Genomic DNA, 13,315 nt, shown 5'->3' with positions numbered 1-13,315 from the left:
TGCCGTCCGTCGGCGCGTTGTCGAACGGGCGCGCGACAACGTAGCGCACAGCATCCCGCCCACGTTCCGGCACCCCGGTCATGGTCCTGTCACAGGTGCGTCATGGTCCGTCTGGTGGCGGCACCCGGAGGCCCGGCGTAGCGTCGGAGCGAGGGCGATGGCCATCGTCCGCGGGAGGCCGGAGATGATCCGCAACGTCCTGGGTTCCGTCGTCGCTCTCCTAGGAGCGGCGGCCGCCGTGCAGAGCCCCTTCCGTGACTGGTACGACGGCCGCCTCGGGCGGTACTACCGCGTCGACGACCTGTTCACCGGGATCACCGGGGACCGCCCCGCCGTCCTCGGCTCGATCCTGCTGCCCTTCCTCGTGGCCGCCGTCCTGGCCGTCGTGGGCGTCGTGCTGCGCTTCCGGCCGCTGGTGGCGGTCGCGGGCGTGCTGGTGCTCGGCTTCACCGTGCTGTGGATGGTGCGCCAGGGACAGGCGGAGGGGAGCCTGACGGTCGCGGGCGACGGATCGGGGCTCGACGAGGGCGTGGCGAGCGCCGCGGCCGGCGGGGTGCTGCTCCTGCTGGGCGCCGCGCTGATGTCCGGGCGGCCCCGCGAGGTCCGCGCCGAGCCGCCGTACACCCCGCCGGATTCGGCGGATCCCGACACCTGGCCGCCCACCCGCGAGCCGGGCCCGTCGGTCCAGACGAGCCCCTGGCCGGAGCCGGAGGCGGAGCCGTACGTGGGACCGGAGGCCGGACCGGGCCGGGACGCGGGTCCGGGGACCGGCAGCCGCCCGGCCCCGCCGCCGCCCGGGGAGCCGCGTCCCCCGAAGGACACCGGCTGAGGGGCTACCGCGCCCTGTTCCCCGTGCCCGTGCCCTTGACCGCGTCCAGCGCGTACACGCAGCGGTCCTTGCTGCAGGCGTAGACGACGCCGCCCTGGGCGACGGGCGAGCCGGTGATCTCGCCGCCGGTCGCGAGCTTCCAGCGGAGCTGGCCGCCCGCCGCGTCGAGGGTGTACAGGACGTGGTCGGCGGAGCCGAAGTGGACCCGCCCGTCGGCGACGACCGGGGCGCCCACGACCTCGCCGCCCGCGGCGAACCGCCACTTCGGGGTGCCCGTGACCGCGTCCAGGGTGTAGAGCGCGCTGCCGCTGCCGACGTGCACGTTGCCCGCCTCCACCAGCACCGGTTCGATCGACTGGCGGGACTCCGTGGCGATGCGCCAGCGGTCCTTGCCGGTGGAGGCGTCCAGGGCGTAGACGGTGCCGAGGTAGTCCGCGAGGTAGACCCCACCGCCGGTCACCGCCGGGCCGGGCGCGAAGGCGGGCGGGGAGAGGAAGACCGCGGGGGCCTCGAAGTGCCAGCGGACGTGGCCGGCGGCGATGTCCACGGCGAGGACGCGGGTCCCGGCCGCGATGTACGCGTAGCCGTCCGCGGCCGGGGTCACCCGGACCGGCACACCGCCGCAGGAGGCGGCGTCGCCGACCGGGTAGGACCAGCGCTCGGTGCCGGTGCGGGCGTCGACGGCCCGCAGCCGGGCGTCCTGCCAGAGGTAGACCGTGCCGTCGTGGAGTGCCGGTCCGGCCTCCGCCGTCTCGAAGTCCGTCTGCGCCCCGGTGATCTCCCAGAGCCGTTCGCCGGTGGCCGCCTCCCAGGCCTGGACGCCGCCGCCGCGGGTGGCGGTGACGACGGTGCCGCGCTCGGCGCGCAGCGCGTACACCCAGGCCTCGCACTGCACCCGCCAGCGCTCGGCGCCGCTCGTCGCGTCCAGGGCGTAGAGCGAGGGGCCGTCGGAGGCGTGGATGCTGCCGCCGTCGACGGCCATCGCCCAGGCCACGTCCCGGGTCTTGAACTGGCGCCGCCCGTTGCCGGTGTCCAGCGCGTGCACCTCGAAGGACGTCACGTAGAGCAGATCGCCGACGACGACCGGGGTGCCCCACACATCGTTGGACATGCGGAAACGCCAGGGCCGCCAGCGGTCCGGCGCGGCCGGTCCGGGCTCGGGCGCGGGGGCCGGGGCGGGTACGGGGGCGTGCGTGGCGGCGGCGCCGTTCATCCCGGCGGGCGGGCGCACCCAGTCGGTCGCCGGACCGGCCTCGGCCGCACCGGCGGAGGCGCGCACGTCCTGGGCCCGGGGGCCGGGCCCGATCGGCACGGCCGCGCCCTGGAGGCGTACGGGACCGCCGGCGTCGGGCACCGGGGCGGGGGCGGGCGGGACGGCGGGCGGCGGCGGGGGCGGGTTCTCGCCGGGGCGCCAGGCGTTGTCCCAGTCGGCGCTCCGCTGCGGCGGGGCGGCGGGCGCGGGCCGGGCGGCGGGGGCGCGGCCACCGCCCCGGCGCTGCTCGATCATCGCGGTGGCCTCGGCGGGCAGCCAGGCCGACGCGGTGCCGCTGTCGTCGCCGCCGGAGGCGAAGAGGTGCGGGGCGAGCTGGGCCTGGAGCTCGGCCGGGGTGGGGCGCAGCGCGGCGTCCATCTGCATGCAGGACTCGATGAGCGGGCGCAGGTCCTCGGGCAGTCCGGCGAGGTCGGGGCCCTCGCGCAGCAGCATGAAGACGGTCTCGACGGGGTTGGCCCCGTGGAACGGGGCGTGCCCGGTCGCGGCGAAGACCAGGGTCGAGCCGAGCGAGAAGATGTCGCTGGCCCCGGTGACGCTGCGGGAGTCCCGGGCCTGCTCGGGCGACATGTAGGCGGGGGTGCCCACGGCGACGTTCGTCATGGTGAGCCGGGTGTTGGAGACCCCGGAGGCGATGCCGAAGTCGATGACCCGGGGGCCGTCCTCGACGACCAGCACGTTGGAGGGCTTCATGTCGCGGTGGACGAGCTTCGCGCCGTGGATGGACTGGAGGGCCTCGGCGATGCCCGCGGCGAGCCAGCGCACGGCCTGCGTCGGCATCGGCCCGCACTCATTCACTATCTCTTCGAGCGAGGGCGCCGGCACATAGGCGGTGGCGAGCCACGGCACGGCGGCGCGCGGGTCCGCGTCGACCACGGCGGCCGTGTAGAAACCGCTGACCGCGCGGGCCGCCTCGACCTCGCGCGTGAAGCGGACCCGGAACAGCTGGTCCTCGGCCAGTTCCGTACGGACCGTCTTGATCGCCACCCGCCGGCCGGACGCCGAGCGGGCGAGATAGACCAGCCCCATGCCGCCGGCCCCGAGCCGTCCCAGCACCTCGAACGGGCCGATCCGCCTCGGGTCGTGCTGCGTCAGCTGCTCCACCACTTGCCTGCCACCTCCCCGTACGGACCCCAAAGATCTGAGGTCCGCGAAAAACCCGCCGTGTGCAGCGTCTCATCCGTGGGCACCACCCGGCGGTGCGCACCCCGATTCTTCCTGGCCGAGGCTCCGGTGGCGAACCCGGGGGCGGATCGGGGTGTCCCGTACCACTCCGGCTGTTTTCGGGACACGGGAAGCTTTCGGGCTTTCGGGACAGCCGGGGCCCGCGGCCGTGCCCGGGGAGGCGGGCGACGCGTCAGGACGGGGGCGGCTGGAGTACGGCGAAGACGGCGCCCTGGTCGTCCTGGACGACGGCCATCCGCCCGTACGGGATGTCGAAGGGCTCCGCCGAGATCCGGCCGCCGAGCCGCTGGACGGTCTCGGCGGTGGTGTCGCAGTCGGCGACGGCGAAGTAGCTGAGGAAGTAGCTGGGCATCTCGGCGGGGAAGGCGTCGGTGATGACGCTGCGCCCGCCGACGGCGGTGTCGGGGCCCGGTTCGGTGCCCTCCGGGGACCACATGCGGAAGTCGACGCCGGATTCGGCGGTGCCGGGGTCGCCGGGTCCCGACGCGTCGAGGTCCGTGGAGCGGAAGCCGAAGACGGCCTCGTAGAAGGCGTCCACGTGCTCCTTGTCGCGGGTGTAGACCTCGGTCCAGCAGAAGGAGCCGGGTTCGTTCTGCTTCTGGAAGCCCTTGCGTTCGGCGGCCTGCCAGAGGCCGAAGACCGCGCCGCCGGGGTCGGCGGCCTGGGCGAGGATTCCGGAGAGCCCGGCCCGGACGGGGGTGGTGATGATCTGGCCGCCGTGCTCGCGGATGAGGGCGACGGTGGCGCCGATGTCGTCGGTGGCGAAGTAGACGCCCCAGGCGGTGGGCATCCGGCCGTCCTGTTTGGCGGCGAGGGCGGCGACGAGCCGGCCCTCGCTGAGCGCGTCGGCGTACGGGCCGTCGCCGGGCCGGAAGGTCCAGCCGAACAGCTCCCCGTAGAAGCGCTTGCCGGCTTCGAGGTCGGGGAGCTGCACATCCACCCAGCACGGGGCGGACCGTGCGAATGCGGCCATGGCCCGGCTCCTTCCGTAGCGGTGACGCTCGTCACACCCAACGTAGCCGCGCGGCCCGCGACGCGCTCCCCGGCCCACCACATGCGAACACACATTCGATACAGAGCACTCCGCGCGCCGTGGTCACCCCGCCCTCACGGAAAGTTATCCACCAAAGTTGTCCACAGGCTGTTGATAACACTAATCACTCCGTGGGGAAGGGCCGGGAGAGCCCGGGGCGCACCCCCCGAAATCCCCCCGTTCCCCCCATCACACCTGCCCCGCACCCCATTTGCACTCGGCCGAATCGCGCTCCGATCACCCGTCGGTAAGCTGACGGCATGACAGGACAAGTACGCACCGTCGACGGCCGCGTGGCCGGTCGACGCGGTCAGGCGACGCGGCAGAAGCTGCTCGACTGCCTCAGCGAGATGCTCAGTTCCTCGCCGTACCGGGACGTCAAAGTCATCGACGTCGCCCGGAAGGCGGGGACTTCACCCGCGACCTTCTACCAGTACTTCCCGGACGTCGAGGGCGCCGTTCTCGAAATCGCCGAGGAAATGGCCAAGGAGGGTGCCGGACTGACCGAACTGGTCGCCGGGCGCTCCTGGGTCGGCAAGTCGGGCTGGCACGCGGCCGAGGAACTGGTCGAGGGCTTCCTCGACTTCTGGCGCCGCAACGACGCCATCCTCCGCGTGGTGGACCTCGGCGCGGCCGAGGGCGACAAGCGGTTCTACAAGATCCGCATGAAGATCCTGAACTCGGTCACCAACTCCCTTACGGACTCCGTGAAGGAGCTCCAGGCCAAGGGCAAGGTCGACAAGGACGTCAGCGCGGCGGCGATGGCCGGTTCCCTGGTCGCGATGCTCGCCGCCGTCGCCTCGCACCAGAAGGGCTTCACCACCTGGGGCGTCAAGCAGGCCGAACTGAAGCCGAACCTGGCGCTGTTGGTGCATCTGGGCATCACCGGCAAGAAGCCGCCGAAGTAACGCGCGGCCGGTCTCCCCGCGGGGCGAAGCGCGGCGGCCCCGCGCGCCCCGGGTCCTGTCTCACCGACGGCGGACCACGCCTGTGGTCCGCCGTCGGCGTACCCGGACGGGACACTCCTGCGGCCCCCGGCCGCTCCCCAGCTCAGACCCCCCGGGCCGGAGCGCCCCCGCCCTCCCGCCGCTCCAGCCGGAACAGCCGGATCTCCCGGTCGATCCGGGACTGGTACGCGGCATAGGGCGGCCAGAACCGCAGCGCCAGCGCCCAGACACCGGCGCGCTCCTCGCCCGCCAGCAGCCGGGCCGTCACCGGGATGTCGCGTCCCTTCCAGTTGATGACGGCCGCCTCCGGGTGCGCCAGCAGATTGGCCGTCCAGGCAGGATGGCCGGGGCGGCCGAAGTTGCTGCCCACCAGGACCCAGCCCTCGCCGCCGTCCGCACCGGGGTGCGGCATGCAGGCCAGCGGGGTCGTACGCGGCTGCCCGCTGCGCGCCCCCGGCACCGTGAGCACCACCCCGGGCAGCATCCGGGCGCTGAGCAGCACCTTGCCCCGGGTGAGCCGGTGGACCGCGCGGTCCATGGCGGGCACGACGTGCGGGGCGAGCCGCGCGAAGACCCGGGTCGAGGAGACCTTCTGGACGAGCCGGACGCCGGGCGCCATCAGACCGCCACCCGCCCGGACGCGGCCCCGTGTCCGGCGTCCCCGCACGGCCGCGCGCCGAACATTCCGGCCCGGTGGGCCGCGTGGTCGCGGAGCAGCTGGACGGGGCCGAGGAGGAGTTCGTCCCCGGCGGCCCGTTCGAAGTAGCCCCGGGCCCCGCCGTCCCGGGCTGCCCCCGGGCCGCCGGCCGGATGCGCGGTCTCGGCGGTGGTGGCGCGCAGCACCTCCAGGGCCTGGGCGAGCGCCAGCCCGCCGGATTCCGGTTCCCCGACGGCGTGGTGGGCGGCGGTCCGGGCCGACCGCACCCGGGCGTACAGCTCGGCGAGGCGCAGCCGGGCGGCCGGGAACGCGCCGGCGACTCCGGGGTCCGCCGCCCGGCTTCCGGCCGCCTCGGCGGCCTGCGCGCGGGCGACGGCCCGTTCCAGCGCGCCCGCCGCGGCCCCGGCGGCCTCGGCGGCGAGCGCGACGGCGGCGGTGCGCCCCGCCTCCGCGAGGGCCGCGGTGACGTCCGCGCCGTCGTCGGCGCCGAGCAGCACGGCCTCGGTGTCGCGCAGCTGGACCCGGGCGAGGGGCCGGGTCGGGTCGAGGGAGGGGTGCGGGGTGCGGACGAGCCCGGCGGGCGGGACCGGCCCGTCGGCGGCGACCAGGAAGAGCAGGGTGCGGCTGCGCGGGAAGCCGCCCGCGTGGGCGGCGACCACGAGCAGTCCGGCGCTCGCGCCGTCGGGCACCGGGACGGCCTCGCCGTACAGCCGCCAGCCGCCCTCGCCCCCGGCGGGCCTGGCCTGCACCCCGCCGGCCCGGCCGCCGCCCGCCCAGGCGCCCCCGGTGGGGTCGCCGGTGAGGCCGAGTGCGGTGGGGAGCGAGCCGCCGGGCACGGCCAGGGCGGCGGTGAGGGTGCCGTCGGCGATCCTCGGCAGCAGGGCGGTGCGCTGGTCCTCGGTGCCGAGGGCGAGGACCAGGGGCGCGGCCAGCGCGGCGGTGGCGAGCAGCGGGGAGGGGAGCAGGGCGCGGCCGGTCTCCTCCAGGGCGGCGGCGAGCCCGGCGGTCCCGCGGCCGCCCCCTCCGTACGCCTCGGGCAGGGCGATGCCGGGCAGCCCGGGGTCGCGGGCGAGGGCGCGCCACACCTCCGGGTCGTAGCCGTCCGGCGCACCGCTCCCGTCCCCGGGGCCGTCCGGCGAGGCGATGCCCCCGGGGCCGTCCGGCGCCGGGGAGCGGTGCGCGGCCGGCAGGGCGCGCAGGGTGCGGCGGATCGCTTCCTGGTCCGCGGTGAAGGCGGCGTCCATCATCGGGCTCCTTCCCCTCAGGGGCCGACGGCCTCTGATCTGACGGGCCGTCATGCTAGGGGTGAAGCACGGAGATTCCCAGAGTCGCGCAGGGCGACGGGGGCCACACGGCCACCCCGTTCCGCACGGGTTCCGCTCCCCACTATCTGATGTACCGTCAGGTTCATGCCGACCACTCCCACGCACCCCTCCCCCTCCGGCGGGCGCCGCCGGGTCGCCGTCGTCGGGGTCGCCCTGTCCGACTGCGGGCGCGTCGACACGGCCACGCCGTACGCCCTGCACGCCCAGGCGGCCCGCCGGGCGCTGGCCGATTCGGGGCTGGACCGCTCGGTCGTGGACGGGTTCGCCTCGGCCGGGCTGGGCACGCTGGCCCCGGTGGAGGTGGCCGAGTACCTGGGGCTGCGGCCGACCTGGGTGGACTCGACCTCGGTGGGCGGTGCCACCTGGGAGGTGATGGCGGCCCACGCGGCGGACGCGATAGTCGAGGGCCGGGCCAACGCCGTGCTCCTGGCGTACGGGTCGACGGCCCGCGCGGACATCAGGGCGGGCCGCCGCACCTCGAACCTGTCGTTCGGCGCGCGCGGCCCCCTCCAGTTCGAGGTGCCGTACGGGCACTCGCTGATCGCCAAGTACGCGATGGCGGCCCGCCGCCACATGCACACGTACGGGACCACGCTGGAACAGCTCGCGGAGGTCGCGGTGCGGGCGCGGGCGAACGCGGCGGCCAATCCGGACGCGATGTTCCGCGACCCGGTCACCGTGGACGAGGTGCTGTCCGGCCCGATGATCGCGGACCCGTTCACCAAACTGCACTGCTGCATCCGCAGCGACGGCGGCTGCGCGGTGCTGCTGGCCGCCGAGGAGTACGTCCCCGACACGGCGAAGACCCCCGTCTGGGTCCTCGGCACCGGCGAGCACGTCTCCCACTCCACGATGTCCGAATGGGACGACTTCACCGTCTCCCCCGCCGCCGTCTCCGGCCGCCTCGCCTTCGAACGGGCGGGGGTGCGCCCGGCGGACATCGATCTGGCCGAGATCTACGACGCCTTCACCTATATGACGCTGGTGACCCTGGAGGACCTGGGCTTCTGCGCGAAGGGCGAGGGCGGCCCCTTCGTCGAGAAGGGCCGCACCGGCCTGACCGGCGAGCTCCCCGTCAACACCGACGGCGGCGGCCTCTCCGCCTGCCACCCCGGCATGCGCGGCCTCTTCCTCCTCGTCGAGGCCGTCCGCCAGCTCCGGGGCGAGGCCGGCGCCCGCCAGGTCCGCAAACCCGGCGACCGCCTCCCGGAACTCGCCGTCGCCTCGGGCACGGGCGGCTGGTTCTGCTCGTCGGGGACGGTGGTGCTGGGGCGGGGGTGAGGGGCGGGGCCCGCTCCGCCGCGTTCAGCCGCGCGGGCGCTCCCGGGGACCGGCTTCCCCGACCCGGTCCTCGCCGCCGAGGAGCCCGTCGGCTTCGTGGCGCATCAGCTCACCGTCCACCTGGGGCAACCGTCGGTGGCGGGTCACCAGTTCCTCTGCGGACCGGCCCGGGAAGCCCTGCCGCGTCGTCTCCACCATCCGTCCAGGATGGCGCACCGCATCGCGCAGCCCCCGCCGCACCCTGTGGAATGACCCCATGACCACCGACGCATCGCACCGCTTCCCCGCCCTGCTCCACGCCCAGCGGGTCTGGGACGTCGAGCTGCCCGGCTTCGACCCGGAGGCGGCCCCAGCCGCGCCTCTTCCCCTCTTCCACGCCTGGTTCGCGGACGCCGTCGCGGCCGGGCAGACGGAGCCGCACACGATGAGCCTGGCGACGGTGGACGAGGAGGGGCTGCCGGACGTACGGACGGTGATGCTGCACGGGGCGGACGGGCGGGGGTGGCACTTCGCGACGCACGCCACGAGCGCGAAGGGGCGGCAACTGGCGGCCCGTCCGCAGGCGGCGCTCGGCTTCTACTGGCCGGCGCTCGGGCGGCAGGTGCGGGTGCGCGGCCCGGTCGCGGTCTGTTCGCCGGCCGAGAGCGCGGCCGATCTGCACGCCCGCTCGACGGGCGCCCTGGCCTCGGCACTGGTCGGGCGCCAGAGCGAGGTGCTGGGGTCGGTGGCGGAGCTGGAGCGCGCCTCGGACGCCGCGTGGGAGCGGGCCGGGGCGGAGCCGGACGCGGAGGTGGCGAGCTGGACGCGGTACGTGGTGGAGCCGCGCGAGGCCGAGTTCTTCCAGGGCGACGCCCGCCTCCGGCACGTCCGGCTGCGGTACCGCGCGGAGGGCGCCGCCTGGATCCGTGAACTGCTCTGGCCGTGAATTCTTCCGGCCCCGGATTCCTCCGGCCCCGGATTCCTCGGTTCCCGAGGCCCTGCCCGGCGGACGGGCGGGCGGGGCCGGCGGACGGGCGGGGCAGGCGGAGGGCACCGCCCCGAAGGCCCCGCCCGCCGGGTCAGCCGAGCGTGATCGCCCGTACGGGGCAGGCGCGGGCGGCCTCGCGGACCATGGGGCCCGGCTCGGCGTCGGCGAGCAGTTCGCTGAGCCCGTCCTCGTCCTGGGTGAAGACCCGGGGCGCGGCGAGCGCGCACTGCCCGGCCCCGATGCACACGTCCTTGTCGATGTCGATCCGCAGCTCCACGGCCGCCTCCCCTTCCGCGCTCACCACGTCACCGGCAGTTCCAGGAGCCCCTGGACGGTGTCCCCGGGTTTGAAGGGGATCTCCGCCACGGGCACCGCCGTCCGCAGCCCCGGCAGCCGCTCGAAGAGCGCGGGCAGCGCGATCTCCAGCTCGGCGCGGGCGAGGTTCTGCCCCAGGCACTGGTGGATGCCGAAGCCGAAGGCCACGTGGTTGCGGGCACCGCGCTCCAGGTCGAGCGCGTCCGGGGCCGGATACACGGTCGCGTCCCGGTTGCTCACCGCCGTGGAGAGCAGGACCCCGTCCCCGGCGCGCAGCACCACCCCGCCGACCTCGATGTCCTCGACGGCGATCCGGGAGAGCCCGTCGGCGATGGACAGGAACCGCAGCAGCTCCTCCACGGCCGTCCCGACCCCGTCCGGTCCCGCCGCCCGCAGCAGCGCCAGCTGCTCCGGGTGCTGGAGCAGAGTCAGGGTGCCCAGCGAGATCATGTTGGCGGTGGTCTCGTGACCGGCCACCAGCAGGATCTGGGCCAGCCGCACCAGCGCGTCCAGGTCCAGCTCCCCGGTCTCCAGCCGCTGGGCGATCAGCTCGTCGAGCAGCCCGTCCCCCGGTTCCCGCCGCTTGTGCGCGATCAGCGTCCGGAAGTACTCGGTCAGCGCGTCCCGGGCCGCCTCCACGTCCGAGCCCTCCGGCCCGCGCAGCAGCTTGCGCGACTGCGCCTCGAAGAACGCGTGGTCCTCGTACGGCACGCCCAGCAGCGCGCAGATGACCATGGACGGGACGGGCAGCGCGAAGGACGTGACCAGTTCGGCGGGCGGTCCCTGCGCGACCATCGCGTCGAGGAGCCCGTCCACGATCTCGCGGATGCGTGGCCGCAGCGCGGCGGTCCTGCGGAGCGTGAAGCTCGGGATGAGCATCCGGCGCTGGGTGTGGTGCTCCGGGTCGTCGACGCCGAGCAGTTCCACCCGGCGCTGGGTGGTGTCGGCCAGCCGCCGGGCGAAGACCGGGAACTCCGGGTGCTCCCGGTCCGAGGACAGCCTCGGGTCCACGAGCAGCGCCCGTGCCTCGGCGTGTCCGGTCACCAGCCAGACCGTACGGCCGTCGAAGAGCCGGACCCGGGAGACGGGCCCGTCGCCCCGGCTCGGGCGGGGGTAGCCGGACGGCGGGTGGTAGGGACAGCTGCGGTTCTGCGGGAAGACGACGCCAGGGGTCTCGGTGGGTGTCTCTGTCACGGCGGACCTCGCAGGGAGAGGGGGGTGTCGTACCGATCACTCCCCACTAGATGCCTGAGGCACCTAAACAACCAGGTGCTGTTCGGCCAAACCGCCCGAACGGAGTGCCCACGTCCACTTTCGGCCGCCGAGGAGCACCATGGAAGACAGGCGAGGACTGGAGGTCACCCATGACCCGAACCCGGAGCCGCTACGCCTCCGACCGGGGGCTCACGGCACGCATGGTCACCACCATGTTCCTGATCGGCCTGCTGTACGTGGTGCTGGTCGGCGTACTGCTCGCGGTCCTGCGGGGCGCCTGGCCGATCATCCTGATCATCACCGGCGGCATGTTCGTCGCCCAGTTCTGGTTCAGCGACCGCATCGCCGCGTTCAGCATGGGCGCCCGCGAGGTCACCCCCGAACAGGCCCCGGAACTGCACGGTGCGATCGACCGGATCTGCGCCCTTGCCGATATGACCAAACCACGGGTGGCGATCGCGGAGAGCGACGTCCCGAACGCCTTCGCGACGGGCCGCAACGAGAAGACCGCCCTCGTCTGCGCCACGACCGGTCTGCTGCGCAGACTGGAGCCGGAGGAGCTGGAGGGCGTCCTCGCCCACGAGATGTCCCACGTCGCGCACCGGGACGTCGCCGTCATGACGATCGCCTCGTTCCTCGGCGTCCTCGCCGGGATCATGACCCGCGTCGCCCTCTGGGGCGGCTTCGCCCGGGGCGGCCGCAGCAACGACCCCTCCGGCATCGTCCTCATGCTGATCCCGCTGGTCAGCGCGGTCGTCTACGCCCTCAGCTTCCTGCTCACCCGGCTGCTCTCCCGCTACCGCGAGCTGTCCGCCGACCGCGCCGCGGCCCTCCTCACCGGCCGCCCCTCCGCCCTGGCCTCCGCCCTCACCAAGGTGAGCGGGCAGATGGCCCGCATCCCCACGGAGGACCTGCGGAAGGCGGAGCCGTACAACGCCTTCTACTTCGTCCCGGCCTTCTCCTCCAAGGAGAGCCTGAGCCGGCTGCTCTCCTCGCACCCGACCCTCGAACAGCGCCTGGACCAGCTGGCCCGCATCTCCGCCGACCTGTCCCGCCCGTAGAACCGTCCCCGCCCCCCAGGGAGTCCCCGTGGGCCTGCTCGACACCATCCTCGGCCGCAGCAAACCGGTCCGCCCCGACCTCGACCAGCTCTTCGCCGTCCCCTCCGCCGCCCTCACCCTCCAGGCCGCCACCGGCTTCACCCCCACCGGCCTGGGCTCGGTCTGCTTCGCGGGCGTGGAGGGCGCCGCCTTCGCCCGCCTCCAGCAGGACGTACGCGACCTCCTCGACGCCGACACCGCGCGCGGCGGCATCCCCGTCGAGTTCAGCCGCGACTCCTACGGCTACACCTGGCTCCTCGCCCGCCAGTCCCCCGACGACACCGCCGCCCTCGTCAACGACCTCCACGCCGTCAACACCCTCCTCCAGGACGGCGGCTTCGGCCCCCAGCTCCTCTGCTCCCTCATCGCCTTCCGGGACGACACGGGCCGCTCCCTGGCCCTCGTCTACCTCTACAAACGCGGCACCTTCTACCCCTTCGCCCCACTCCCCGGCGGCGCCGAGAAACGCGACAACCAACTGGAACTGTCCGTCCGCGCCGCCCTCGGCGACGACCTACGCGTGGAAAAGGACCTGGCCCGGTGGTTCCCGGTGTGGGGGGCGCCGGGGCTGTGAGGCGGGTCCTCCGCTACGGTCCGCCCCATGACCGACCCCGCCGCGCTCGACGCCCTCCTCCGCCTCTGCCCGCCGCCCGCAGATCCGCCCCCGGCGCCCGACTGGGCGGCGGCGGAGAAACGGTTGGGCACGGGGCTGCCGGAGGACTACAAACGGCTCGTGGAGGCTTACGGGGACGGACTCTTCGACGAAACGATCTGGCTGCTCAGTCCGGAGGCCACGGCGGACCTGTCCAATCTGCACGAGCAGCGGACGGAGCGCGACGGGGTCCTGGAGAGCCTGTGGCTCATGGACGAGGAAAAACCGGACGGCCTGCTGGAGGAGGGGGCGTACGTCATCCCCTGGGCCTTCGAGGAGGGCTCCGGCGCGTTCCTCTACTGGCTCGTGCGCCCCGGACAGCATCCGGACGCGTGGACGCTCCTCTTCAACGAGGGGCGGGGACCCCTGTGGGAGCCCCACGCCATGCGCTGCGTCGATTTCGTCCTGGCGGTGCTCACGGGGACGGCCGAAACGGCCTACTTCGGCCGGCTCTACGAGATCCTGAAGCCGACCGCGCACCGCTTCGAGACGACCGCCCAGGTGATCGGGGCACCCGGGCGGTGAGGGCGGCGGCGCC

At 74.4% G+C, this 13,315-nt stretch carries 14 protein-coding genes; 7 read left to right on the top strand and 7 right to left on the bottom strand.

The genetic code is table 11. From position 1 onward, the window contains the following. Positions 1–184 precede the first annotated feature (184 nt). Entirely contained in the window at positions 185–829 is a 645-nt protein-coding gene (locus tag ACFVDM_RS22825; protein WP_383642923.1) for a hypothetical protein, read from the top strand. 4 nt (positions 830–833) lie between these two features. Here ACFVDM_RS22825 and ACFVDM_RS22820 read toward each other — a convergent pair whose 3' ends face one another. Then, positions 834–3,203 (bottom strand): PQQ-binding-like beta-propeller repeat protein, encoded by a 2,370-nt coding sequence (locus tag ACFVDM_RS22820; protein WP_383643250.1) that lies wholly within the window; start codon positions 3,201–3,203, stop codon positions 834–836. A 253-nt stretch (positions 3,204–3,456) separates the two neighbouring features. Beyond that, positions 3,457–4,257: a VOC family protein gene (locus ACFVDM_RS22815; RefSeq protein ID WP_383642921.1), complete on the bottom strand. Its 801-nt coding sequence runs from the start codon at positions 4,255–4,257 to the stop codon at positions 3,457–3,459. A 320-nt stretch (positions 4,258–4,577) separates the two neighbouring features. On the opposite strand from ACFVDM_RS22815, the gene ACFVDM_RS22810 reads away from it, so the two are divergent. Further along, complete coding sequence (locus ACFVDM_RS22810; protein ID WP_383642917.1) at positions 4,578–5,225, top strand: TetR family transcriptional regulator; 648 nt, start codon at positions 4,578–4,580, stop codon at positions 5,223–5,225. A gap of 142 nt (positions 5,226–5,367) precedes the next feature. Here ACFVDM_RS22810 and ACFVDM_RS22805 read toward each other — a convergent pair whose 3' ends face one another. Both ACFVDM_RS22805 and ACFVDM_RS22800 read right to left on the bottom strand, forming a co-directional pair. Further along, the gene (locus ACFVDM_RS22805; protein ID WP_383642914.1) at positions 5,368–5,883 is read right to left on the bottom strand and encodes a nitroreductase family deazaflavin-dependent oxidoreductase; all 516 of its coding nucleotides are present in this window, start codon (positions 5,881–5,883) and stop codon (positions 5,368–5,370) included. Continuing rightward, positions 5,883–7,166 carry an acyl-CoA dehydrogenase family protein gene (locus ACFVDM_RS22800; protein WP_383643247.1) on the bottom strand — a complete coding sequence of 428 codons (1,284 nt, stop codon included), beginning with the start codon at positions 7,164–7,166 and terminating at the stop codon, positions 5,883–5,885. Before ACFVDM_RS22800 ends, ACFVDM_RS22805 begins: the two co-directional genes overlap by 1 nt. A 165-nt stretch (positions 7,167–7,331) precedes the next feature. Here ACFVDM_RS22800 and ACFVDM_RS22795 point away from each other — a divergent pair, with 165 nt between their 5' ends. After that, positions 7,332–8,528, top strand: a complete 1,197-nt coding sequence (locus tag ACFVDM_RS22795) for an acetyl-CoA acetyltransferase (RefSeq protein WP_383642911.1) — start codon at positions 7,332–7,334, stop codon at positions 8,526–8,528. 24 nt (positions 8,529–8,552) lie between these two features. On the opposite strand, the gene ACFVDM_RS22790 is transcribed toward ACFVDM_RS22795, so the two are convergent. Beyond that, a complete protein-coding gene (locus ACFVDM_RS22790; RefSeq protein ID WP_383642908.1) occupies positions 8,553–8,726 on the bottom strand; it encodes a hypothetical protein in 174 nt (57 codons plus the stop codon). Positions 8,727–8,784: 58 nt separating this feature from the next. Here ACFVDM_RS22790 and ACFVDM_RS22785 point away from each other — a divergent pair, with 58 nt between their 5' ends. After that, entirely contained in the window at positions 8,785–9,453 is a 669-nt protein-coding gene (locus ACFVDM_RS22785) for a pyridoxal 5'-phosphate synthase (protein ID WP_383642905.1), read from the top strand. Between the two features lie 133 nt (positions 9,454–9,586). On the opposite strand, the gene ACFVDM_RS22780 is transcribed toward ACFVDM_RS22785, so the two are convergent. Both ACFVDM_RS22780 and ACFVDM_RS22775 read right to left on the bottom strand, forming a co-directional pair. Next, complete coding sequence (locus tag ACFVDM_RS22780) at positions 9,587–9,766, bottom strand: ferredoxin (protein WP_383643244.1); 180 nt, start codon at positions 9,764–9,766, stop codon at positions 9,587–9,589. Between the two features lie 26 nt (positions 9,767–9,792). Then, complete coding sequence (locus tag ACFVDM_RS22775) at positions 9,793–11,004, bottom strand: cytochrome P450 (RefSeq protein WP_383642902.1); 1,212 nt, start codon at positions 11,002–11,004, stop codon at positions 9,793–9,795. Between the two features lie 170 nt (positions 11,005–11,174). Between ACFVDM_RS22775 and htpX the strand changes: the two genes are divergently transcribed. From htpX to ACFVDM_RS22760, 3 genes are read left to right on the top strand one after another with little or no spacing between them, the layout of a single operon-like run. Further along, positions 11,175–12,086, top strand: coding sequence for a zinc metalloprotease HtpX (gene htpX, locus ACFVDM_RS22770; RefSeq protein WP_383642899.1), 912 nt, complete (start codon positions 11,175–11,177; stop codon positions 12,084–12,086). A 28-nt stretch (positions 12,087–12,114) separates the two neighbouring features. Then, complete coding sequence (locus ACFVDM_RS22765; protein ID WP_383642896.1) at positions 12,115–12,699, top strand: hypothetical protein; 585 nt, start codon at positions 12,115–12,117, stop codon at positions 12,697–12,699. Positions 12,700–12,726: 27 nt separating this feature from the next. Further along, positions 12,727–13,302, top strand: a complete 576-nt coding sequence (locus ACFVDM_RS22760; RefSeq protein WP_383642894.1) for a hypothetical protein — start codon at positions 12,727–12,729, stop codon at positions 13,300–13,302. Positions 13,303–13,315: the final 13 nt, after the last annotated feature.

Source organism: Streptomyces sp. NPDC057682 (assembly GCF_042799575.1).
Taxonomy (GTDB): Bacteria; Actinomycetota; Actinomycetes; order Streptomycetales; family Streptomycetaceae; genus Streptomyces.
Note: the sequence above shows the minus strand (reverse complement) of the source record. Positions and strands in the feature narration are given on the sequence as shown.